At 69.2% G+C, this 23,608-nt stretch carries 21 protein-coding genes; 15 read left to right on the forward strand and 6 right to left on the reverse strand.

All coding sequences use genetic code 11. From position 1 onward, the window contains the following. Nucleotides 1–22: 22 nt before the first annotated feature. Nucleotides 23–928 carry a helix-turn-helix transcriptional regulator gene (locus tag U5809_RS13145; RefSeq protein WP_322086825.1) on the reverse strand — a complete coding sequence of 302 codons (906 nt, stop codon included), beginning with the start codon at nt 926–928 and terminating at the stop codon, nt 23–25. Nucleotides 929–1,213: 285 nt separating this feature from the next. Here U5809_RS13145 and U5809_RS13150 point away from each other — a divergent pair, with 285 nt between their 5' ends. From U5809_RS13150 to asnB, 15 genes are all read left to right on the forward strand, one after another. Continuing rightward, nucleotides 1,214–2,041 (forward strand): helix-turn-helix transcriptional regulator, encoded by an 828-nt coding sequence (locus tag U5809_RS13150; protein ID WP_322086826.1) that lies wholly within the window; start codon nt 1,214–1,216, stop codon nt 2,039–2,041. Between the two features lie 255 nt (nt 2,042–2,296). After that, entirely contained in the window at nt 2,297–4,504 is a 2,208-nt protein-coding gene (gene sctV / locus U5809_RS13155; protein WP_322086827.1) for a type III secretion system export apparatus subunit SctV, read from the forward strand. Continuing rightward, nucleotides 4,501–4,779, forward strand: coding sequence for a type III secretion system export apparatus subunit SctS (gene sctS / locus U5809_RS13160; RefSeq protein WP_124449641.1), 279 nt, complete (start codon nt 4,501–4,503; stop codon nt 4,777–4,779). Before sctV ends, sctS begins: the two co-directional genes overlap by 4 nt. Next, nucleotides 4,779–6,818 (forward strand): type III secretion system outer membrane ring subunit SctC, encoded by a 2,040-nt coding sequence (sctC, locus tag U5809_RS13165; protein ID WP_322086828.1) that lies wholly within the window; start codon nt 4,779–4,781, stop codon nt 6,816–6,818. The genes sctS and sctC overlap by 1 nt, the downstream gene beginning before the upstream one ends. Then, nucleotides 6,799–8,133: a type III secretion system inner membrane ring subunit SctD gene (gene sctD / locus U5809_RS13170; protein WP_322086829.1), complete on the forward strand. Its 1,335-nt coding sequence runs from the start codon at nt 6,799–6,801 to the stop codon at nt 8,131–8,133. The genes sctC and sctD overlap by 20 nt, the downstream gene beginning before the upstream one ends. 141 nt (nt 8,134–8,274) lie before the next feature. Next, nucleotides 8,275–8,487, forward strand: a complete 213-nt coding sequence (locus U5809_RS13175) for a hypothetical protein (protein ID WP_034180511.1) — start codon at nt 8,275–8,277, stop codon at nt 8,485–8,487. A 148-nt stretch (nt 8,488–8,635) separates the two neighbouring features. Then, a complete protein-coding gene (locus U5809_RS13180) occupies nt 8,636–9,115 on the forward strand; it encodes a hypothetical protein (RefSeq protein ID WP_322086830.1) in 480 nt (159 codons plus the stop codon). 50 nt (nt 9,116–9,165) lie between these two features. Next, on the forward strand, nt 9,166–10,035 hold the full coding sequence (gene sctJ, locus U5809_RS13185) for a type III secretion system inner membrane ring lipoprotein SctJ (protein WP_282508878.1): 870 nt from the start codon (nt 9,166–9,168) through the stop codon (nt 10,033–10,035). Continuing rightward, nucleotides 10,032–10,781, forward strand: coding sequence for a SctK family type III secretion system sorting platform protein (locus tag U5809_RS13190; RefSeq protein ID WP_322086831.1), 750 nt, complete (start codon nt 10,032–10,034; stop codon nt 10,779–10,781). The genes sctJ and U5809_RS13190 overlap by 4 nt, the downstream gene beginning before the upstream one ends. Continuing rightward, nucleotides 10,763–11,392 (forward strand): type III secretion system stator protein SctL, encoded by a 630-nt coding sequence (sctL, locus tag U5809_RS13195; protein WP_124449655.1) that lies wholly within the window; start codon nt 10,763–10,765, stop codon nt 11,390–11,392. Before U5809_RS13190 ends, sctL begins: the two co-directional genes overlap by 19 nt. Continuing rightward, nucleotides 11,389–12,765 carry a type III secretion system ATPase SctN gene (gene sctN, locus U5809_RS13200; RefSeq protein ID WP_322086832.1) on the forward strand — a complete coding sequence of 459 codons (1,377 nt, stop codon included), beginning with the start codon at nt 11,389–11,391 and terminating at the stop codon, nt 12,763–12,765. Before sctL ends, sctN begins: the two co-directional genes overlap by 4 nt. Further along, nucleotides 12,758–13,426 (forward strand): hypothetical protein, encoded by a 669-nt coding sequence (locus U5809_RS13205; protein WP_322086833.1) that lies wholly within the window; start codon nt 12,758–12,760, stop codon nt 13,424–13,426. Before sctN ends, U5809_RS13205 begins: the two co-directional genes overlap by 8 nt. Then, the gene (gene sctT / locus U5809_RS13210; RefSeq protein ID WP_282508883.1) at nt 13,420–14,229 is read left to right on the forward strand and encodes a type III secretion system export apparatus subunit SctT; all 810 of its coding nucleotides are present in this window, start codon (nt 13,420–13,422) and stop codon (nt 14,227–14,229) included. The genes U5809_RS13205 and sctT overlap by 7 nt, the downstream gene beginning before the upstream one ends. A 16-nt stretch (nt 14,230–14,245) precedes the next feature. After that, nucleotides 14,246–15,277 carry an EscU/YscU/HrcU family type III secretion system export apparatus switch protein gene (locus tag U5809_RS13215; RefSeq protein ID WP_322086834.1) on the forward strand — a complete coding sequence of 344 codons (1,032 nt, stop codon included), beginning with the start codon at nt 14,246–14,248 and terminating at the stop codon, nt 15,275–15,277. A 277-nt stretch (nt 15,278–15,554) separates the two neighbouring features. After that, on the forward strand, nt 15,555–17,522 hold the full coding sequence (gene asnB, locus U5809_RS13220; RefSeq protein WP_322086835.1) for an asparagine synthase (glutamine-hydrolyzing): 1,968 nt from the start codon (nt 15,555–15,557) through the stop codon (nt 17,520–17,522). Between the two features lie 19 nt (nt 17,523–17,541). Here asnB and U5809_RS13225 read toward each other — a convergent pair whose 3' ends face one another. From U5809_RS13225 to U5809_RS13245, 5 genes are all read right to left on the reverse strand, one after another. After that, nucleotides 17,542–18,330: a lytic transglycosylase domain-containing protein gene (locus U5809_RS13225; RefSeq protein WP_322086836.1), complete on the reverse strand. Its 789-nt coding sequence runs from the start codon at nt 18,328–18,330 to the stop codon at nt 17,542–17,544. Next, on the reverse strand, nt 18,327–19,001 hold the full coding sequence (gene sctR / locus U5809_RS13230) for a type III secretion system export apparatus subunit SctR (RefSeq protein ID WP_322086837.1): 675 nt from the start codon (nt 18,999–19,001) through the stop codon (nt 18,327–18,329). Before sctR ends, U5809_RS13225 begins: the two co-directional genes overlap by 4 nt. Nucleotides 19,002–19,004: 3 nt before the next feature. Further along, nucleotides 19,005–20,159: a type III secretion system cytoplasmic ring protein SctQ gene (sctQ, locus tag U5809_RS13235; protein WP_322086838.1), complete on the reverse strand. Its 1,155-nt coding sequence runs from the start codon at nt 20,157–20,159 to the stop codon at nt 19,005–19,007. A gap of 372 nt (nt 20,160–20,531) precedes the next feature. After that, nucleotides 20,532–20,930 (reverse strand): winged helix-turn-helix domain-containing protein, encoded by a 399-nt coding sequence (locus tag U5809_RS13240; RefSeq protein ID WP_282508888.1) that lies wholly within the window; start codon nt 20,928–20,930, stop codon nt 20,532–20,534. A gap of 469 nt (nt 20,931–21,399) precedes the next feature. Further along, entirely contained in the window at nt 21,400–23,607 is a 2,208-nt protein-coding gene (locus U5809_RS13245) for a xanthine dehydrogenase family protein molybdopterin-binding subunit (protein ID WP_322086839.1), read from the reverse strand. Between the last annotated feature and the right edge of the window lies 1 nt (nt 23,608).

The following is a 23,608-nucleotide window of genomic DNA, read 5'->3' on the forward strand; positions in this document are numbered from 1 at the left end:
ATTTCACGAAGCGGCGCGGCGCTCAGATCAACTCGAGCTTCGACGTCAGGTACGTGAGCTGGATCCGGTTCGCGACGCCGAAGCGCTTGCGCAGCTTGCGCAGGTGATAGTCGACGTTGTGCGCGCTGGTGTCGAGGCGCCGGCCGATCTCCTTGTCGGATGCGCCTTCGGCGATGCCGAGCAGCAGTTCCTGCTCGAACGGCGTGAGCCCGTTCACCGCGCGCTCGCGCGACGTCGAGATCAGTTGCGGCGAAGCGAACTTGTGCACCGACAGCCCGATCGACAGCGCCTGCTCGATCGTCGCCGGCGTTATCCATTCGCGCGTGCGGCGCGGCGCGGTGAAGCTCATGAACGCATGCAGCCGCGTGCCGGGCACGGCCATCGAATACATGATGCCGCTGCACATTCCGTCGTCCTGCATCGTCTGCAGGAAACCGTCGAGTGCGGCGGGGCTCACGTACGGGGCGTCGTCGCGTTCGCGGTGATCGCGGCGCAGCTGCTGAAGGTCCCACACGATCGGCATGTTGCACACGCGCGCGCCGAGCGTGCGCGGATCGACGTCGTGGTGGTTGTGCCGCACGTAGTCGCCGCGATAGGTGGCCGGCGTGAACGCTTCGTGCAGGTAGAGACTTTCGACACGGTCGCGCGCGAATTCGAGCGCGAAGTACGCGAACGTCGAGAAGCCCGTCAGGTGCAGCAGGCTCGTGACGATCCGGTTGCGCTCGGCCGTGCTCTGCGCGTGCGCGAGCGTATCGGCGACGCCGAGCTTCGGCGCGTGCGGCTGCGCGACGTCGCCGCGCTTCACGTCGTCGCACCAGACGACCTGCACGGCGCGCTCGCGCAGCGCATCGGCGCAGGCGCTCGATCCGTGCGACGGGCGCGGAAAGGTTGGGGCGACCGCTTCTTCATGCAATGCAATATCGGACATGAGCCATCCCTCGGAATCGACGCGCATCGCCTGGCGGCGGCCGTATCGTGTACGGCATTCGCGGCGGTGCGATCGAGCATCGTTTTTGATATGCGCCGATCGTCATCCCTGACGAAACGCGGGGGCATTGTACAAAAATGCCCGTAAATGCGTAATATGCCGTAATACGAATGGCGGCGGAAGGTTCATATTCGCACGCATATAACGTCGACCAGAAAATCATAAAGAAAAGACCAGATCGTGACGGGGCGCAGTTCCACATATTGGGAAAGGGGCGGGCACCTCATGACATATGCTGACGGCGCACCACGCGTCGAATGGTTCTCACAAGCCGATATTGCAGCGGCTGCCGCTTATTCGAACGAATATCAGGCAATCGAGCGCGACGTTTTTGCCGGCATTCAAATTGGATCCGGTAAAACCGACCTCGCGCCAATCGATTTCGCGCAATGCCATGCGCGATTGCGGCAAATCGGTTTCAGTACGCTCGGTTACGGGGCGTACGAAATGATCGGGCGGCGCATTCTGTGCGCGCATTTGCTGCGCGACCTCGCGCCGGCGACATTCATGCAGCCGTTTATCGAAGGAATGCTCTACGAGAGCGACCCGCGTTTCGCGCAGGTGCGGCAGAGCGGCTTTCCGGTCGCGTGGCGGCTCGACGAGATCGAGGCGGCCGCGCAGGGCAGCGGCGACCGCAAGGTGCTGGCGCTTGCCGGCCATCTGCGTGCGCACGCAATGAACAGCGGCGTGATCTTCAGCCTGTCGGCGCCGCGTCTCGACCTGCGCGTCGCGGTGAACGTCACGTCGGAGACGCACGGCACCGAATGGATCGACGATCGCGTGATCGGCGGTGCACTGTCGGTCAGTCTCGCCGTGCATCGCGTCGCGCTGCCGTTCCTCGAGGCGCGCATCGCGCGCATGCGCGGCTTCGCGCTCGGCGACGAGCAGCAGCAGGTGCTCGATCGCCTCGTGCACGGGCTGTCCGACCAGGAGATCGCGAGCGCGCTGCGCACGTCGCTGCACAAGGTCGGCCATCACATCCGGTCGCTCGAGAAACTCTTCAACGTGCAGAACCGCGCGCAGCTCGCGTACCTCGCCGCGCGGCGTCTGTAACCCTCGCCTGACGCGCCGCTGACACGCGCGCCGGCGGCACGGCGCGCAATGGAAGCGGTTCCGGCGGCGCGTGCCCGAGCGTGCCGCCGGGTTTCGTAGTCCGATTCGATCGTCGCCGGAAAACGCGCTTTCACGCTACGAGGCGCATCCCCTTTTCCATCGTTTCCCGTCGCTACACTCGTCCCATTCAACGGTCCGCGCGGCAGGGGCAGGATTGCCCGTGCCAGCCGGCGATAACGACAGGACAACGGCACGATGGCAGAACCGAAGGCGCTCCCACGCGACTTGCAGCGGTTGTTTTCCGCCGGCCGCGGCGTGTCCGGACGGCGTCTCGGAGGCGCGTCGCCGCGCGCCGACCTGTTTATCGCGGCGTTCATCATCGCGGTCGTCGCGCTGTTCATCCTGCCGCTGCCGCAGGCCGCGCTCGACGGGATGATCTCGCTGAACCTGGCCGCGAGCGTCGTACTGCTGACGGTATCGACCTACGTGCCGTCGGCGGTCAGCTTCTCGTCGTTTCCTGCGTTGCTGCTGTTCACGACGCTGTTCCGGCTCGCGCTGAACATCGCGTCGTGCAAGCTGATCCTGCTGCACGCGAACGCGGGCCACGTGATCGATGCGTTCGGGCGGCTCGTGGTCGGCAACAACGTCGTGGTGGGCGGCGTGGTGTTCCTCGTGATCGCCGTGGTGCAGTTCATCGTGATCGCTAAAGGGTCGGAGCGCGTGGCGGAAGTCGGCGCGCGCTTCTCGCTCGACGCGATGCCCGGCAAGCAGATGAGCATCGACGCGGACCTGCGCGCGGGCATCATCAACGCCGACGAAGCGCGCGAGCGCCGCGAGAAGCTCGAGCAGGAATCGCAGATGCACGGCGCGATGGACGGCGCGATGAAGTTCGTGAAGGGCGACGCGATCGCGGGCCTCGTGATCGCGTTCATCAACATCGTCGCGGGGATCGCGGTTGGCACACTGATGCACGGGATGGATATCGGCCAGGCGCTGCAGCGTTACGCGATCCTGACGGTCGGTGACGGGATGGCGTCGCAGATTCCGTCGCTGCTGGTGTCGATCGCGGCCGGCATCGTGACGACTCGCGTCGCGACGCGCGATGCGCGGCAGCGCCAGCTCGGCGAACAGCTCGGCGAGCAGCTGGGTGCGCATCCGCGTGCGTTGCTGATCGCGGCGGTCGTGCTGAGCGGCTTCCTCGTCGTGCCCGGTTTCCCGAAATGGTCGTTCGCGCTGATCGCGATCGGCCTCGGCGTGTTCGCGTTCTCGCAGCTCAAGCGCAAGACGACCGCGCCGAGTTTCAACCTGATTCAGATCGCGGGGCGGGTCGGCGCAACCGACGACGGCCAGCCCGCGAAGGTATCGCATGCGGCTGGCGTCACGTCGCTGATCGCGGTGTCGCTGTCCGACGACCTGCGCACGAGCCTGAATCTCGCGCAGTTTCAGGCCGCGCTGTCGAGCGCGAAAGCGCGCGTCGATGCGGACATCGGCACGGTGTTCCCGCGCATCACGCTGAACGATGACGAAGGCGCGGCGGCAGGCACCTACCGGATCTATCTGCAGGACGTGCTCGCCGCGCACGGCGCGCTGAAGCCGGGCTGGCTGCTGTGGGACGGCGTCGCGCCGCTACCCGAGCGCGCGGAGCGCCAGCCGGCCGAGGCCTTCGGCCCGTTCGCGACCGCGCTGTGGATCAAGCCCGACGGCACCGCGCCGGACGGCAAGTGGCTGTCGAGCGAAAGCGCGCTTGCCGCGCACGTCGAGCAGATCGTGCGCCAGCATGCGGACGAACTGCTCGGGATCCAGGAAACGCAGGCGCTCGTGCATCTGGTGCGCCGCGAGCACCCGGAACTCGTGGGCGAGCTGACGCGGCTCGTGCCGCTGCAGCGCGTGACCGAGGTGCTGCGCCGGCTGCTCGCCGAGCAGGTGCCGATCCGCAATTTGCGCGTGATCTTCGAAAGCCTGATCACGTGGGCGCCGAACGAGCCGGACGACGTGATCGCGCTGGTCGAGCTCGTGCGCGTCGACCTGCGTCGGATGATTACCGACCGCCACGCGGGCACGACGCGCCAGCTGCGGGTCGTGCTGTTCGAGCAGAACCTGCAGGAGCGGATCGAGACTGCGGTGATGCGCACGAAGCAGGGCAATTTCCTCGCGCTGTCGAGCGCGGTGAAGCAGGACATCGGCGAGCAGGTGCGCGCGATCGTGCAGGCCGCGCAGGCGGCCGGCCCCGGCGGCCACGGCAACGTGCAGGGCGCCGTGCGGCTCGCGGTGATGGTCGCGCTCGGCGCGCGCCGCTACGTGAAGACGATCCTGCAGCCCGTGCTGCCCGACCTCGCGGTGCTGTCGTACCAGGAGGTCGAGGAGGACGTGCAGCTGCATACGGTCGGCTGGGTCAAGAACCCGCCGGACGACGGCACGGTCGGCGCAGGCGCCGACGTGCGCATACCGGGAGCCGTGCAATGACGAGCTCGACGATCCTCGACCTGACGCGCCAGGCGCTGATGCTCGTGCTGCTGCTGTCGCTGCCGATCGTGCTGATCGCCACCGTCACGGGGCTCGTCGTCGCGATCCTGCAGGCCGTCACGCAGGTGCAGGACGCCAACATCGGCATCGCGGTGCGGCTGATCGCCGTGATGGTCGCGCTCGTGCTGCTGTCGGCGTGGCTCGGCGGCGAAGTGCTGCGCTTCGCGCAGCAGGCGCTGGAACGCATGTTCGTTTCTTCCACAGGAGTCCTTTGATGCGTCGACGCGTCGCCCCGATCCGGATTCAACCGCGCAGCCTGCAACGGGCCGCGCTCGCCATGTGCGCGACCGCGCTGCTCACGGCGTCGCTGTGCATGGCGCCCGCGCAGCATGCGCGGGCCGCGGACCTGCGCTGGCGCAACAAGCCGTTCACGATCGTCGCGAACGGCAAGAAGATCGGCGACTTCATCCGCGAGCTCGCGTCGTCGCAGGGCGTGACGGCAGTGGTCGACCCGAAGGTCGACGGCGTGATCAGCGGCCGCTTCTCGGGCACGCCGCAACAGACGCTCGACACGATCTGTTCGACCTACGGGCTCACGTGGTACTACGACGGCTCGTTCCTGTACGTCGATCCGGCCGACCAGTCGCAGACGCAGATGATTCCGGTCCCACCGAATGCATCCGGTGAAATCGGCCGCGCGCTGCAGGCGATGCAGATTCCCGACAAGCGCTACACGCTCGTGATCAACGACCGCGCGAACAGCGTGTACGTGGCCGGCCCGCGCCGCTACGTCGAACTCGTGCGGCAGGCGGTCGGCTCGGTCGGCGATCCGTCGGCGAACGGGGCGCATGCGGACATTCGCGCGTTCCGGCTCAAGTACGGCTGGGCGTCGGATTTCACGATCAACCGCTCGGGCAAGGAAGTGACGGTGCCGGGCGTCGCGACGATCCTGAGCCGGCTGTTCGGCAAGGGCGGCGGCACGAACGCGCTGCCGTCGAGCACGCCGCTCGGGCAGGCCGCGCGCCAGGTGAAGCTCGGCTCGGGGCTGACGATCGCGGTGCCGCGCCTCGACTTCCCCGACATCTCCGGCGGCCCGCGTTCGGGCGGTTATACCGGCGACAGCAGCGCGGCCGGCGGGCTCTCGCCGTTCGCGAACGCCGGCGGCGGCGACGCGCTGCCGCAGATCGTCGCCGATCCGGCGATCAACGCGGTGATCGTGCGCGACCTGCCGGAGAACATGTATCGCTACCAGTCGTTGATCAACCAGCTCGACGAGCGGCCGCGCATCGTCGAGATCAACGTGACGATCATCGACATCAACGAGGATTCGCTCGATAGCCTCGGGATCGACTGGCGTCTGCACACGACGCACGGAGACGTGCAGATCGGCAACGGCGCGAACCCGCTGAACGGCAACTCGCAGTACAACGGCGCAGGCAATCCGCCGCTGACGTTCGGCGTCGGCACGTCGGAAACCGGGCAGACAGGCACCTTCCTGCCGACCGGCATCGCGCTGACGGCATCGATCGGCGGCTCGCTGCGCAACTACCTGCTCACGCGCGTGAACGCGCTTGCGCAGAAGGGGCAGGCGCAGTTGCGTTCGAAACCGAAGGTGCTCGCGCTCGACAACACCGAGGCGATCCTCGAGAACCTCACGCAGTTCTACGTGCAGGTGCAGGGCTATCAGGATTCGTCGCTGTACAGCGTGACGACCGGCACGAGCATCAAGGTGACGCCGATGATCGTCGACGAGGCGATCCGCAACGCGGCCGCCGTATCCGGTAATCCGCAGAGCGTGATGATGTCGATCGACATCCAGGACGGCAATGTCGTGCAGGGGCAGGCCGTGTCGAACATCCCGGTGATCCAGCAGCGCAACATCGTCACCAAGTCGATGATCGACGAAGGCAAGAGCCTGTTGATCGCCGGTTTCAACGACGACGAGGTGAAGTTGAACAAGAGCGGCGTGCCCTGGTTGTCCGACATTCCGCTGATCGGCAACCTGTTCAAGTACACCGACAAGTCGGGCAACCACATGGAGCGCTTCTACCTGCTGACGCCGCGCGTGGTGACGAACGCGTCGATGTATGCGCCGGACGGCTCGCCCGTGAATCCGGGCATGGACGCGCCGGCCAATCCGGAAGGGATGTCGATGTATCGCCCGCCGGACAACGACGTCGCGGTGCCGCTGACGCCGAAGCCGCTGCCCGGCACGAAGTTCGGCCCGCCCGCACTGCCGCCACCGAAGGACGCGGCGGCGCAGCCGGCGGCGGCGACCGCAGGAGTGACCACGCATGTCGACGACCATCATTGATCCGCACGGCGACGGCGCATTGCCCGGCGGCGCGGGGGGCGGCGCGGCGGCGCTCGCGTCGCCGTGGAACCTGTGCTTCCTGAGCGGGCCGATGTACGGCCGCACGATGTCGCTCGCGCGCGGTGCGAACTGGGTCGGCACGGCGGCCGATTGCGAAGTGATCCTGCCCGATCGCGAGATCGGCGCGAAGCAGGTGTGCCTGCAGGTCGGCGCGCTCGCGGTGACCGTGCAGAACCACGGCGGCGAGACCGGCGCAGCGGTGCTGTTCAACGACGAACCGCTCGGCGCGGGCCGCCGTTCGCTGACGCCGCACGATGTCGTGACGGTCGGCTCGATCCGGCTCGGCATCGCGCGGCACGCACAGGCGAGCGTTGCGCTGCCCGACGAAACCGACGCGCCGGACGCCGCGCGCGAGGCCGCGTGGCTCGGCTGGCTCACGGGCGGATTACGCCGCCTCGGCAGCCGGCGGCTCGTGATCGCGCTGGTCGCGCTGTGGATCGGCGTGCTGCTCGGCGCGCTCGGCTACGGCTTCGTCGCGTGGTCGGGGCGCCTGCCGTGGCAGCACGAATCGGTGCTTGCGCGCACGCACCGGTTGCAGCAACTACTGCATGCGTATCCGGAGCTGGCCGTCGCGCCGCGTGACGACGGCGTGATCGTGTCGGGCTACGTCGGCGATCCGGCCGCGCGCGAACGCGTCGCGCAGATCGTCGCGGGCGTCGACAACGCGGCGCTCGGCAACATCTACGTGGTGAGCGACCTGGTCGCGACCGCGCAGACCTATTTCAGCGATACGGCGCTGACGGTCACGTATCTCGGCCGCGGCCGGATCGAACTGACGGGTGCGGCCGCGCGTGCGCAGATCGAGCCGCGCATCCGCAACTACATGAAGGACGCGCGTCCGGCGCTCGAAGTCGTCGATCACGTGCGCGATGCCGATCCGGCCGCGCCGCGCACGGCGACGACGCTCGGCGGCATGGCCGGGATTCCGGAGATCACCACGGTGTTCGCGGGCGACGGCGACCAGCGCTACATCGAGACGGCCGACGGCAGCCGTTACTTCGAAGGCGCGCGGCTGAAGGAGGGCGCGACCGTCGTGTCGATCGGCGCGGACGAAGTCGTGTTCGAACGCAACGGTCAGCGCATCACGATGCCGCTCGGCGGCCCGTCGGCGAGTGCGGCCGAGCAGGCGCCGGCGCCGCCCGTGGCGCCGCTCGCGAGCGGCGCGGCCGCCGGAGTCGCGCAGCCGGTGCCGGGGCCGACGCTGTTGCCGGAGGCAGCGGCTGCCGCCGGCGGATCGAAGGAGGTGGCGCACTAGCGCCGCGACAGGTCATGCGCATCGCGCGGCGCGCGGTGCGTTCAATACGCGAGGCGTCGCAGCGGTGCGGCGGCTCACGTCGCCGGTGGGGCATGGGGCCGCCGCCGGAAGGTGGATGACGTTCACGTAAAGGAGCGCAACATGGGTACGCAGGCAGCAGGTGGTGCAACCAACACGAACCAGGTCCAGCAGCAGGCCGACGACCTGACCAAGACGCAGCTCGAACTGACGAAGATCAACTTCCAGGTTCAGCAGTCGACGGCGACGTTCGAAACCAGCAACGCAGTGACCGCGCAAGAAGGGACGGCGAACGCCCAGGTCGCGCAACACCTGAGCTCGGCCGGCCGCGCATGACGCCGGTCGCCGGCCGTGCCGCGCGTGGCCGCGCGCCGGGTCTGCCCGGGACGGGCATCCGGCGGCGGATGCGCGCGTGCCGGCCGGCCTGTTCCGGGCTGGCCCGACCGATCCGGTCCGGTGTCGGCCACTCAAGGAGGGCATGGACATGTCAGTGACAGGCGTAGGCGCGGCGCCGCCGGGCGCGGCCGCGCTCGCGAGTGCCGCGCAGCAGCAGACGGGTGCGGCGTCCGATCCGGAGCGGGTGCGCCAGTTCGACGCGCTGATGCAGCCGGGGGCATCGCCGGCCGCCCCGCCGTCCGCGTCAGGCGTCGCGATGTCGCGCGCGCCGGCGGATGCGGCGCCGGCCGTGCAGATGACGCCCGCGCAGGCGAACCAGTCATCGCTGGTCGAGCGGTTGCGCACCTATGGCAACGATCTCGATTCGCGGTACGCGAACATCGACAAGCATCGCAGCGAGATGCTGACGTCGATGGCGGACAACCGCAGCGATCCGCTGATGACGATGGTGAAGGCGATGGATTTCCAGTGGACGGCGACCACCACCATTTCGGAATACCAATTGAGCCTGTCGGTCGCGCAGGCGGCGAACGGCTTCACGCACACGGTGCTGAAGACGCAGGAGTGATGGCGCGCGTGGGCCGGATCCGGTCTCGCGCGCCCTGAAGCGGACAAACGATGACGACGATCGATTCGACGCCGCGCTTGCATGCGTGGCGCAGCCGGGCGGCGCGCGCGCTGCTCGCGGGGCTGCTCGTGCTGCTGGCCGGGTGCCAGAAGGAGCTGTACTCGGGACTGTCGGAGCGCGACGCGAACCAGATGATCGCGGTGCTCGGCGACGCAGGCATCAGCGCGTCGAAGGACAACGACGCGCGCGACACGTCGGACCGCAGCGCATGGCTGGTGAGCGTCGCGGACGGCGACATGCAGTCGGCGCTCACGGTGCTGCACGCGAACGGGCTGCCGAAGCCCAGCTATGCGAGCCTCGGCGAGCTGTTCCAGAAGCAGGGCCTCGTGTCGACGCCGGCCGAGGAACGTGTGCGCTACCTGTACGGCGTGTCGCAGGACCTGTCGCGGACGCTGCAGGACATCGAGGGCGTGGTCGTCGCGCGCGTGCAGGTCGTGATTCCGGAGAACGATCCGCTCGCGGACAAGATCAAGCCGTCGTCGGCGGCCGTGTACATCCGCTACCGGCCGGGCGTCGACCTGCGCGCGATGGCGCCGATGGTCAAGGATCTCGTCGCGCACAGCATCGAAGGGCTGCAGTACGACAACGTGTCGCTGTTCCTGCAGCCGGCCGCCGCGCAGGCAACGCGCGTGGACGGGATCGGCAGCGCGGTGTCGGACATCGTGCGGCTGCGTTCGCCGCTCGGCTGGCTCGTGTTCGCGCTGATCCTGCTGACCTGCGCGGTCATCGCGCTGTCGGCCGCCCGGCGCGGGATGTTCGGCGCGCGGCTCGCGGGCCTGCTCGGTGCGCCGCGCGCGGCGAACGGTGCCGGCGGCGCGTCGCAGTCGGGTGGCGGCCTGCGCACGCCCGACGGCGCATGAGCGATCCGCACGCGCTGCTGCCGGGCGACGGGCTCAACCTGACCGACGCCGCGCCGCTGCCGTGGCTGCAGCCGCTCGCGGTGCCGCCCGCGCCGCGCCGCGCGGCGTTCCATGCGCTCGTCTGCGACTTCAACCTGCGGCCCGACCGCTACCTGCACGTGACGCGCGTGCCGGCCGGCTGGCCCGCGAGCTACCGCTCGCCGGACGCGTTCGGCGCGGCCGGCCGCAAGCTGCTCGCGCGGCACCTGCTCGATGCGAACGGCGTGGGCGAGCGGCACGACTTCGACGTCGCGAACCCGTGCGCGCGGCTCGCGCTGCTGCCGGGCGCGGCGCTCGAGCAACTGGCCGCGTATGCGGGGCTGCTGCTGCATCGCGCCTGGCTGCGCGATGCGCTGGCCGCGCGCCGCATCCGGGCGGAGGTCGCGGCTCGGCTCGGCGGCGACGCGCTGGAACTGGCGCTCGAACGCGCGCCGGAATTCGGCGCGCTTACCGACACGCTCGAACCGTGGCGTGCCGATCCCGCCGCGTTGCCGGTCGTGATCCGTGCACGCGGCGGGCGGCTGCTCGCGGATTTCATCGGCGTGGCCGGCGACGCGGTCGCGCGGCGCGTCCGCCTGAAATTCAACCGCGCGATCGACGACGAAGCGCCTTACTGGCTGAACCGCGCGCAGCGCGACCAGTTCGGCGAACTGATGTTCCTGTTTCTGATTCCCGAGAGGCTTGCGTCATGGGACTGGCTTTTCTGATCACGAGCGACAACCTGCAACTGCTGTCGGAGCGCAAGGTGCTCAAGGAGCGCGAATACGCGGCGCTGCTCGACGCGTCGGCGGTGATCGCGACCGCGCATGAAGAGGCCGCGCGCATCGTCGCCGATGCACAGCGCGAATTCGACAAGCGTCAGGCGGCCGGCTACGACGAGGGGATGCGCCGCGCGCAGCGCGAGCAGGCCGCGCAGGCGTACACGCAGGCACTCGCCGCCACGCGCACGATGGAGACGATGAAGGATGCGATGGCCGATATCGTCGTGAAAGCCGTGCGCGCGATCGTCGGCGAGATGAGCACGCAGAAGCTGTACGAGGCCGCACTCGCACGGATCGCGCCGCTCGTGCGCGACGAGGCGTTCCTGGTCGTGCACGTCGCGCCCGGCCGCAAGGACGAGATGCGCGATGCGCTCGACGGCGCGTTCGCCGGGCAGTCGAACCGCCAGAAGATCCGCATCGTCGAGGACGCGCAGCTCGAACGCCACGCGTGTACGGTCGAGACGCCGTCCGGGCGTATCGACGCGAGCCTCGACCTGCAGATCGACGCGCTGCGCCAGGCGATCCGCCGCGACGCGTTGAAGGGCGCCGCGCGATGAGCGCACCGCTCGACGATCCGCAGCCGTTCGGCAGCGAAGACGACACACCGTTCGATCGCGGCCGCCTCGTCGGCGAGCTCGACGCGGGGCTCGCGTTCTTCTCGCCGGTGTCGGTGCAGGGGCGCGTCAATCACGCGGTCGGGCAAATCCTGAACGCGACGGGCATCCGGGCGCGGCTCGGCGAGATCTGCGAGCTGCGCACGCCGAACCAGCCCACGCTGCTCGCGGAGGTGGTCGGCTTCTCGCGGCAGACGACCTTGCTCACGCCACTCGGCGACGTGGCAGGGCTGTCGCCGGAGACGACCGTCGTGCCGTCCGGGCGCGAGCATGTGTTTCCGGTGGGCGAAGGACTGTTCGGCCGGGTGCTGGACGGGCTCGGCCGGCCGCTCGACGATCGCGGGCCGGTGACGGGTGCCACGTGGGTGTCGACGCAGCAGGATCCGCCGAATCCGCTCGCGCGCAAGATGATCGACACCCCGTTTCCGACCGGCGTGCGCGTGATCGATGGCCTGATGACGCTCGGCATCGGGCAGCGCGTCGGCATCTTCGCGCCGTCCGGCGTCGGCAAGAGCACGCTGCTCGGGATGATCGCGCGCGGCGCGCAGGCCGACGTGAACGTGATCGCGCTCGTCGGCGAACGCGGCCGCGAGGTACGCGAATTCATCGAGCACAGCCTGTCGCCGGAAGTGCGTGCACGTTCGATCGTCGTCGTGTCGACCTCCGATCGCCCCGCGATGGAGCGCGTGAAATCCGCGCTGGTCGCCACCGCGATCGCCGAGCATTTCCGCGACGCGGGCAAGCGCGTGCTGCTGCTGGTCGATTCGCTGACGCGCTTTGCCCGCGCGCAACGCGAGGTCGGCCTCGCGAGCGGCGAGCCGCCGACGCGGCGCAGCTTCCCGCCGTCGACGTTCGCGGTGCTGCCACGCCTGCTGGAACGCGCGGGGCAGGGCGCGCACGGGTCGATCACCGCGCTCTACACGGTGCTCGTCGAAGGCGACGAGGAGTCGGATCCGATCGCCGAGGAAGTGCGCTCGATTCTCGATGGCCATATCGTGCTGTCGCGCAAGATCGCGCTCGCGAACCGCTATCCGGCGATCGACGTGCTCGCGAGCCTGTCGCGCGTGATGCCGCTCGTCGCGAGCCGCGCGCACCAGCAGTCGGCCGCGCGCGTGCGCGAGCTGATCGCGAAGTACCAGGAGATCGAGCTGCTCGTGCAGATCGGCGAGTATCGCGAAGGCAGCGACCGGCTCGGCGATCTCGCGCTGCGTGCGCGCGACGCGATCGGTGCGTTCTGCGCGCAGGCGTCGAACGAGGACGTGCGGTTCGACGCGCAGCTCGCGAAGCTGATGAAGCTGGCGAACGATCATGTCTGAAGCCGACGACCGCCTCGTGCTCGCGACGCTCGCGCGCCTGAAGCGCGTGCGCGAGATGCGCAGCCAGATCGCCCGTGTCGCGGCGGCGCGCCAGCAGGGCATCGCCGCGCAGAGCCGCCGCGCGCTCGATGCCGCTCATGCGCAGCTTGCGCAGCAGGTCGCCGCCAAGGCCGCGATCCAGACGCGGCTCGCCGACGTTGTGCGCGAGGCACGCGCGCTGCAGGAGGCGGCGGCCGACACGCGCACGTTCGACCGCCATATCGGCACCGCAAACGCATCCGTGAACGAGGCCGCGCACGTACATCGCGGCCACGAGGCGACGCTGGCCGACCTGCAGCGCGCCGCGCGCAAGGCGAAGGCCGCCGAGGACAAGCTCGAGAAGGCCGGCGAGAAGGCGCTGCATGCACGCGCCGCGCGGGTCGAGCGCGACGCCGACGAAGTCGCGGACGGCTACGCCGTGCGGCGATTCGCGACGGCCGGCACGTGGGCGGCCGGCGCGGGCGATGCGGCCGCCCATGCCGTTGCGCGGCCGGAAGCGGCCGCCGCGTTCGATGCGGAGATGAGCGACGCGGAGGCAGGCACCGAACCCGGAACGGAACCCGGCGCCACCAGCCACGCTGACGATACCGCTCCACCCGCCGTCGCGGAGCGCCGATGCTAGACCAGGCCGCGGGTTTCAACGACGTCGCGGGCACGCTGCGGCCGCTGCTTTACGTCATGCCGCGCCTGTTGCCGATCATGTTCGTCGTGCCGGTGTTCAACGAGCAGATCATCACGGGCCTCGTGCGCAACGGGATCGCCGTCGTGATCGCCGCGTTCGTCGCGCCGGCGATCGATTCCGCGCAGGTGGCCGCGCTGCCGTTCCTGATGTGGTGCCTGCTCGTCGCGAAGGAGGCGGTGGTCGGCATGCTGCTCGCGGGCGCGTTCAGCGCGGTGCTGTTCGCGATCCAGGGCGTCGGCTACCTGATCGACTTCCAGACCGGCAGCGGCAGCGCCGCGTTCTTCGATCCGATGGGCGGCCACGAGGGCGGCCCGACGTCTGGATTCCTGAATTTCGTCGCGATCGCGCTGTTCGTCACGGCGGGCGGCCTGCAGGTGCTCGTGCAACTGTTCGCGCAGTCGTACGCGTGGTGGCCGATCGGCTCGCTCGGCCCCGATTTCTCGTCGATGCTGCAGACCTTCATCGTGCGGCAGACCGACACGATCTTCGAATGGATGGTGAAGCTCGCCGCGCCGGTGACGATCGTGCTGGTCCTCGTCGAGCTCGGCATCGGCCTCGTCGGGCGCGCGGTGCCGCAGCTCAACATCTTCGTGTTCGCGCAACCGCTGAAGAGCGCGCTCGCATTGCTGATGATGATGCTGTTCCTGCCGGTGGTGTATGCGTCGCTGCATTCGCTGCTGAGCCCCGACAGCGGGCTGATGGCGCTGCTGCGCGCGCTGTTCGCCGCACACGGCGGCGGCTGAGCGCGCCGGAGCCGACATGGCCGAAAAGGACCAGAAGCCGACTGCGAAGCGCTTGCGCGAGGCGCGCGAGAAAGGCGATGTGCCGAAGAGCGCGGAGACGATTTCGTCGGCGTTCTTCGTCGGCGTGTGCGTCGCGCTCGCGGTGGGCATCGGGTCGCTGTTCGCACGGCTGCAGGCGCTGTTCCGGCTCGTGTTCGACGCGGCCGGCGCGGCCGATCCGTCCGAGCGGATCGCGGTGCTGATCGACGGCGCCGCGCGCGACTGGGTGACGCTGTCCGCGCAGATCGTCGCGGCCGGGTTGCTGGCCGGGCTGCTCGCGGGCTTCGTGCAGGTCGGCGGCGTGATGGCGTGGGGCCGGCTGATGCCACAGCTGTCGCGACTCAATCCGGCCGAAGGGCTGAAGAACATGTGGTCGATGCGCAACCTCGTGAATCTCGCGAAGATGCTGCTGAAGACGGCGCTGCTCGTCGCGACGCTCGGCTGGCTGATCGTCGAGTCGCTCGACCCGGCGGTGCAGTCGGGTTTCACGCGGCCGGTGTCGATCCTCGCGCTGATCGTGAAGCTGCTGATGCTGCTGTTCGGCTGGGCTGCGCTGGTCTACATCGTGATGGCGCTGATCGACATCGTGCACCAGCGGCACGCGTTCAACCAGAAGATGAAGATGTCGATCGACGAAGTGCGGCGTGAGCTGAAGGAAGATGAAGGCGATCCGCATATCGAGGCGAAGCGCCGGCAGCTCGCGCGCGAAGCGCAGTTCGCGTCGCTGCCCGACCGGATCGGTTTCGCGTCGGTGGTCGTGTATTCGCCGCGTGTCGCGGTTGCGCTCTATTACGGCGGGGTCGGCACGCTGCCGTGGGTGCTCGCGCGCGGCGAGGGCGATGCGGCCGAGCGGATCGTGCGACTCGCACGCGACGCGTTGCGCCCGACGCTCGCGAACGTCGGGCTCGCGCAGGCGCTGTACGAGACGACGCCCGAGAACGGCACGATCCAGCAGCAGCATTTCCGCGAGGTCGCGCAGTTGCTGAAATGGGCGACCGGCGCGGCGTGACGCGCGTGGCGACGGTCGGGGCTGGCCTGCTTGAATGCCGCCCCTTTTTTCGTTCCGCGACGTGCCTCGGCCATCCGTTTCAATCCGATATGGCCCCTTGACGGGGCTATCAGTACCGGGCGCTTGACGCCGTTTTTTTTCCGGTTTTCTCCGGCATTCACCGGTGAATTATTGCTGATTTATTTCTTCGTAATATGGCTCGACCGTCACGCCGGACGGCGGGCCGCGAGGTTGCGCCATGCGTGACGGAACAGGTCAACAGGGGCGGACAAATCAAATGTGCGGAATCGACGGCTTTCTGAATAGCGTCGCCTTCGATGAGGAGACAGCGCGCGGCACGCTCGCGCGAATGACGGCGAGCCTTGCGCATCGCGGGCCGGACGGGCAGGGGATCTGGGTCGACCCGGAAGCCGGCATCGCGCTCGGCCACCGGCGGCTGGCGATCGTCGACCTGTCGGTACACGGCCGACAGCCGATGGCATCCGCGTGCGGCCGCTACGTCATGGTCTTCAACGGCGAAATCTACAACCATCGCGAACTGCGTGTGGAACTCGAGCGCGCGGGTCGCGCACCGGCGTGGCGCGGCCACTCCGACAGCGAGGTGCTGATCGCGGCGATCGTCGCGTGGGGTGTCGAGGCAACGTTGCGCCGCGCGACCGGCATGTTCTCGATCGCGCTGTGGAATCGCGCGTCGCGGGTGCTGACGCTCGCGCGCGACCGGATCGGCGAGAAGCCGCTCTACTACGGCCGGATTGGCGACGCGCTCGTGTTCGCGTCCGAGCTGAAGGCGCTGCGCGGCTATCCGGGCTTCGACGGCACGATCGATCGCGATGCACTGTGCCTGTACCTGCGCCAGTCGAGCGTGCCCGCGCCTTACACGATCTATCGCGGCATCCACAAGCTGCCGCCCGGCACCTACATCCAGTTCGAGCATGCGCGCGACACGCCGCGCGTGCGTGCGTACTGGACGCTCGAACAGGCCATCGAGGCGGGCCGAGCGCAGCCGTTCGAGGGCAGCGCCGACGAGGCCGTCGGCCAGCTCGACGCGATCCTGCGCCAGGCCGTCGCGCGGCAGATGGAAGCGGACGTGCCGCTCGGCGCGTTCCTGTCGGGCGGCGTCGATTCGTCGGCGATCGTCGCGCTGATGCAGGCGCAATCGTCGACGCCGGTCGACACGTTCACGATCGGCTTCCACGAGGCCGGCTACGACGAAGCCGGTTATGCGAAGGCCGTCGCGCGCCACCTCGGCACGCGTCATACCGAACTCTACGTGACGGCCGACCACGCGCTCGGCGTCGTGCCGAAGCTGCCGTCGATCTACGACGAACCGTTCTCCGATGCATCGCAGATCCCGACCTTCCTCGTGTCGGAGATGACGCGCCGGCACGTGAAGGTCAGCCTGTCAGGCGACGGCGGCGACGAACTGTTCGGCGGCTATACGCGCTACTTCCTGACGCCGCGCCTGTGGCGCAAGCTGCATCGCGTGCCGGCGGCCGTGCGCGCGCGGATCGCGGCCGCGTTGCATGCGCTGCGGCCCGATCACGCGGACCAGCTCGCGGCCGTCGCACAGGGTGCGTGGGGCGGCGTGGAGGCGCGCGACTCGGCGTCGCGCATCGGCGATCGTCTGCACAAGCTCGGCCACGTGATGACGGCCGAGAGCCGCATCGGGCTGTACCGGCTGCTGATGTCGTCGGTGCATCATCCCGAACGCATCGCGCTGTCGGGGCAGGAGCCGCCGACGCCGCTCGACACGGCGTCGGCATGGCCCGCGCACCTGAGCTTCGCCGAGCAGGCGATGGCGATCGATACGCTCACGTACCTGCCGACCGACATTCTCGCGAAAGTCGATCGCGCGGCGATGGCCGTGAGCCTCGAAACACGCATGCCGTTCCTCGACCATCACGTCGTCGAATTCGCGTGGCGCGTGCCGGCGGCCGTGCGCTTGCCGGAAGGGCAGTCGAAGGCGCTGCTGCGCAGGCTGCTCGACCGGTACGTGCCGTCCGCGCTGATCGACCGGCCGAAGCAGGGCTTCTGCGCGCCTGTCGACCACTGGCTGCGCGGCTCGCTGCGCGACTGGGCCGAGGCGTTGCTGCGGCCGTCGCGGTTGCGCGAAGAGGGCTTCTTCGACGCGACCGCGGTCGAGCGTCTGTGGCGGCAGCACCAGACCGGCCGGATGAACTGGCAGCACCAGTTGTGGACGGTGCTGATGTTTCAGGCGTGGCTGGAGGCGCAGCGCGCGGGGTGATGCGCCACGCCGCGGCGGCTTACTGGTCGAGGCACCGCACGCAAAGCCGCTTCGCCTGGCTGGCAGGCAGCCCGCGGCACATCATCACGACCGGCCGTGCATGGCACGATGGCGCGTCGGCGGAGGCGGCGGGCGACGGCAAGCGGCGCGCACGTTCGGGCGGCGTCGTGGCGGCCGCGGCCATGCGCCGCTGGCGCTCGGGCGGCGGCGTGTCGCTCACGACGGGAATCGGTCCGGCGCCGCCTTCGCGCGCGTTGCGCTGCGCGCTCGCGACCACACGGCTCACGTAGCCGCTCGAGAAGCCGGTCGTGAAGTTGCCGCTGTAGTAGCACGACAGCGCCGCGCGCAACGCGGCCTGCGTGGCGCGGCCGGTACCCGACGAGCGCGCGAAGCACTCGGTCAGGATCGCGCCGCCGGCCTGCAGGTTGCGGCACGGCTCGAACATCGTCGCGGCGTCGAGCCCGTATTTCGTGAAATTGCGCTCGTTCACCTGCGCGAGGCCGACGCTGTAGCTGAAACCGCGCGACGAGAGCTCGCGCGCGGTCGCGCGTGCTTCGTCGAGCGACGCGGGCTGCCGCGTCAGGTGGCCGCCGACCACGCCGATCGCATACGGATTGAAGCCCGACTCGGTGCGCACCAGCGCGGCGAGCGTGTCGGGATCGACGTTCGGCGCGCAGGCCCGCGCGAGTCGAGCGAAATCCGCACCGCTGCCGGCTGCCTGCGCGACGCGCGGCGGCATGCCCGCAAGCGCGAGCACGACCAGCGCGCACAGGCACGCGGCGGCGATTCGCAGGCCGCGCGCATTCACCCCGCGCCCGCCACGCGGTACGACATCACCAGCCCGTGCACGAGCAGCGACCAGCCGTCGAGCGCGACGAACAGCAGCAGCTTGAACGGCACCGAGATCGTCGTCGGCGAAATCATCTGCATCCCGAGCGCGAGCAGGATGTTCGCGACCAGCAGGTCGACGACGATGAACACGATATAGATCACGAAGCCGATCTGGAACGCCTTCGTCAGCTCGGCCAGTGTGAAGCTCGGCACCAGCACGAGCAGGTCGTCGTCCTTGATGCCGTCCGCGCGGTTCTTCGGCCACACCGACGTCGCGGTACGCACGAAGAACTCGCGATCGCGCAGCCGCGTGTGCGACACGAGGAAATCCTTGATCGGCGGCAGGGCGGCATCGGCAAGCGCGCCGATATCGGCGGTCGACAACTGCGCCGACGCATCGAAATGGCGTGCCTGCAGCGCATCGCGGATCGACATTCCGACGGGCGCCATGATGAATAGCGACAGGATCAGCGCGATGCCGTTCAGCACCAGGTTCGGCGGCACCTGCTGGATCCCGAGCGCGGAGCGCAGCAGGCCGAGCACGACCACGAGCTTCGTGTAGCTCGTCACCATCAGCGCCGCGAACGGCGCGATGCCGAGCGCGGCAATGACCGCGATCAGCGCGACCGGATTCGGCAGGCTACCCATCGTTCAGCGCTCGCGCGGCGCGGGTTGCGTCAGCGTGACGACGCGCACGCCGAGTTTCTGGCCGACCGCGATCAGGTGGCCGGTGCCGATCAGAATCCCGTTCGCGACGAGATGGATCACGCTCTGGTTGATCCCTTGCTGCAGCTCGATCACGGCGCCCGGCTGCAGCGCGCTCAGCTCGCCGAGCGGCATCGACGCGGGCGGCAGCTCGAAGCGCAGGTCGACCGCGAGGCCGTCGAGCGTGCGCGGCGCATCGGCGGATGGCGCGTCGTGCGTCGTGGTGGGCGCGTTGTCGGTGCGGGTCGGTTCCAAAGGCATCTCCCTGATTCGTTCGACGGTCAGCCGGTTGCCCGACGGCCGTCCGGTGATCTCCCACGCCGGCGCGGCCGGCAGTCGCGCGACACACAGCAGGTTCTGCTCGTGCGCCTGCCAGCGTTCGATCGCGATGATGTCGCCGCCGACGACGTCGGCCAGCTCGGCCGTCGTCAGCTCGGTGCGGCCGATCTCGAACACGAGCGGCACCGGCAGGTTCGCATAGGCCGCGCGGGCATCGGCGAGCGCGATCGGCGCGGTGGCGAAGAACACGGCCAGCGCATCCGGCAGGTCGAACAGCAGCGCGCCATGGCAGCGCCACGCGGCATCGGCGCGCCGCAGCTCGAAGCGCAGCGCGGCCGGCGCCGCGCGCCACGCAGGCACGCTTTCGGGCGGCGGCAGCAGTTCCACGCGCTGCCGCGTCGCGGCTTGCAGCACGGCCGCGAGCGGCGCGCACAGGTCGGCGAGCAGCGCCGCGCGGATCACGGCCGGCACCACCGGATCGGCTGCGTCGCCGAGCCATGCCGTTTCCGCGACCGGATCGATCCACAGCGTGCCGGCGGCCGGGCCGATGACGAAACGGTATGCGTGCGCATCGGCGGCCGGTTCCGCGTCGACGCGCCAGCGTACTTCGTACGCATGCTCGCCGAGCGTGACCGAAACGGCGCCGGTCGCGCAGTACGCGTGCGACAGCCCGCGCGCGGCGGCGGCGGACAGGCGCGGCAGGTAGGGCGACGCGTCGAGCGCGACCGCGGCCGGCGCGGCGGCGGGCGGCGCGGAAGCGGCGGGCATCGCCCGGCTCGCGGCGTCGCCGGCGTCGGCATTCGTCAGGAACTGCGCAGGCACGGCGGGATCGGGGCGGATTCGGCGTTGATTCGACGGGTTGTTCTGGGGCCGGCGGCGCGAAAAGGCGCGCGGCTGCTGCGTCGATTGTAGGGACGGCCATGGCCGCGTGCCGCGCCGGAATCCGTAGTCGCGCGCATCGTGCGGCGATCGGGGAAGCGGGGTGCTACGAAGCGTGCCGAAGCCGGGCAGGCAGTGGCCTGCGCCCAAAAGCAACCGCCGCCCGGAGGCGGCGGTCGGGTCGCGACTGGCTGGCGGGCCGGAGGGCGTGCAGGCCGGATCCGGCTGGCAGGCCGCGAAGCGCTGCGGTTTGGCGCAGCGCGGTGGGGGGAGCGTGGCCGGCGCGCCGCGACCAGGCGGCGCGCGGGTGAAGCGTCACGCGTAGTCGGCCGCCATCACGGGTTGCGGCGCGGCGCGCAGGATCGGCGCGGCGTCGTGGCGCTCGACGTGCGTCATCGCCGCACCGAACAGCACCAGGCGATAACCGACTGCGTAGATCGGGATGATCCGCAGGTTCTTGTCGTGGTCGAGCTGCAGCTTCGAACGGATACGCGAGATATGGGTGTCGAGCGTGCGCGACGACACGCCGAGCTCACGGCCCCATACGGCCTCCTGGATTGCCTGCCGCGGCACGATCTTGTTCATGTTGTCGAGCAGGAATTCGACGACGTCGAATTCACGCGGCGTGACGTCAACGATCTTGTTGTCGATCTCGATCGTGCGGCGCACGAAGTTGATTTTTATGTTGTCGATGTACAGGTATTTGCAATCCATGGTGGCCCTCGCATGTCCATAAAGGAGTGTTTGCGGGTCCTGTGCTGCAACTTTCGGGCCAGGGGAAGGGGTGCCGGGTGGCGGCCGACGGCAGTGTCGGCGCAAACGGCTTGGCAGCGTTGAATTTAAAAGAATTTTTAACGGGAGGCGCCGCGCGGATACCGAAGGGGTCGGAGCAATATTGAAGGATTGTTACGTAGCATCGGCGGGCGACGTTACGGGCGTTACGTCTGACGTAACGTGTGTGGGGCGGGTAAGAGTTCGGGTAACGTACGCTCGATTTGGGTACGAGGCGGGCACGGGCAGCCCTACATGGAACCGACATGGCCTTCGTAAAAATCGATATAAATCAGCGGTGTAAGTGCATATCAAACCCGACATCGAACCCGACACGGAAGCTGGATGGCCGGCGTAAAAAACACCGGCCGCAGTGCAAACCTCGCCCCGCGGCCGGTGCATCACCCGACCGTCAAGCCTTCGCGCCATCCGCCGAATCGAACGGCAGCACGTAGTGCCGCTTGCCCGTCGCCGCGAAGATCGCGTTCGCCACGGCCGGCCCGACCGGCGCGACGCCCGGCTCGCCGACGCCGGTCGGCGCCTCGGCCGACGGCACGATATGCACCTCGACCTTCGGCATCTCGGCCATCCGCAGCACGTGGTAGCCGTCGAAGTTGCGCTGCTCGACCTGGCCGTCCTTCAGCGTGATCGCGCTGTGCATCACCGCGCCGAGCCCGAAGCCGATGCCGCCCTCCATCTGCGCCGCGACGATGTCGGGATTGATCGCGATTCCGCAATCGACCGCGCACACCACGCGCTCGACCTTCACCTTGCCGTCCGCGTCGACCGACACCTCGGCCACCTGTGCGACATAGCTCTTGAATGCCTCGGCGACCGCGATCCCGCGCCCGCGGCCCTTCGGCGGCGGCTTGGCCGGATCCCAGCCGGCCTTCTGCGCGGCGAGATCCAGTACCGCGCGCATCCGGGGCTCCTTCTCGAGCAGGTCGCGCCGGAACGCGTACGGATCCTTGCCGGCCGTGTGCGCGGCTTCGTCGATGAACGCCTCCACCGCGTAGGCCGTGTGCGAGCTGCCGACCACGCGCCACCACAGCACGGGCACACCCGTCTTCGCGGTGGTGAGCTCGACCGACACGTTCGGCACCGCGTACGGCAGGTTCGCCGCGCCCTCGACCGACGTCGCGTCGACGCCGTTCTTGACCATGAACGGCTCGAACGGCGTGCCGGCGAGGATCGACTGGCCGACGATCCGGTGCCGCCAGCCAACCAGCTTGCCGTCGGCGGTCAGGCCCGCATCGAGCTTGTGGAAGTACATCGGCCGGTAGAAGCCGCCCTGGATGTCGTCCTCGCGCGTCCACTGCAGCTTGACGGGCTTGCCGTCCGCGCCGAGCGCCTTCGCGATCGACACGGCCTCGACCACGTAGTCCGACCATGCGTTCGCACGCCGGCCGAAGCTGCCGCCCGCATACAGCGTGTGGATCTGCACCTGCTCGGGCTTCAGCCCCGCCGTCCTGGCCGCGTTGGCCTGGTCGACGGTCTGGAACTGGTCGCCGGCCCAGATTTCGCAACTGTCCGCCGTCAGCTTGACGACCGCGTCGAGCGGCTCCATCGGCGCGTGCGCGAGATACGGGAATTCGTACGTCGCGGCGATCTTGCGCGTCGCGCCCGCGATCGCCGCATCGGCATCGCCGTCCTTGCGTGCCGACGTGCCCGGCTTGTCGGCGAGCTGCCGGTATTCGCGCATGATCTCGTCCGAGCCGCGCTTTTCGGCGTTCGCTTCGTCCCAGTCGATCTTCAGCGCATCGCGGCCCTGTTTCGCGGCCCAGAAGCCGGTTCCGACGACTGCCACGCCGCCCGGCACCTGCACGACCGACACGACGCCGGGCACCGCCTTGGCCGCCGTTGCGTCGAACGACTTCACCTTCGCGCCGAAGCGTGGCGGGCGCTGCAGCAGCGCGACGCGCATGCCGGGGAAGGTCGTATCGAGCGTGAAATGCGCGGTGCCGTTCGATTTCGCCGACGCGTCGACCCGCGGGATCCGGTGCCCGATCAGCTTGAAATCCGCCGGCTGCTTCAGCGTGACCTTGTCCGGCACGGGCAGCTTCGACGCATCGGCGACGAGCGTGCCGTACGGCGCGGTCTTGCCGCTCTTCGCATGCGTGACGACGCCATTGGCGGTCGTCAGCTCGCCGGCCGGCACCTTCCAGCGGGCCGCGGCGGCCGACACCAGCATCGCACGGGCCTTGCCGCCCGCTTCGCGCAGTTGCTGCCACGAGTTCGCCATCGCCGAGCTGCCGCCCGTGCCCTGCATCGTGCCGAACGCGAGGTTCGCGTAGCGCTTCGCATCGGCCGGCGCGCTTTCGACGCGCACGTTCGACCAGTTCGCGTCGAGCTCCTCGGCGACGATCGTCGCGATGCCCGTATACGCGCCCTGGCCGAGCTCGACGTGCTTCGCGATGACCGTGACGGTGCCGTCGGGCGCGATGCGCAGGAATGCGTTCGGTGCGAAACCGGCGGCCGGTGCATTCGCGGCGAGCGCGCGTCGGCCGAAGCCGGCGAAGTCGAAGCCGATGGTCAGGCTGACCGCGGCGGCCCCCGCGGCCTTCAGGAACGTGCGGCGCGACGGACGCACCGAACCGGTGTTGTCGAGTTCGATCGTCATG

This window comes from Burkholderia sp. BCC1999, assembly GCF_905339975.1.
Taxonomy (GTDB): Bacteria; Pseudomonadota; Gammaproteobacteria; order Burkholderiales; family Burkholderiaceae; genus Burkholderia.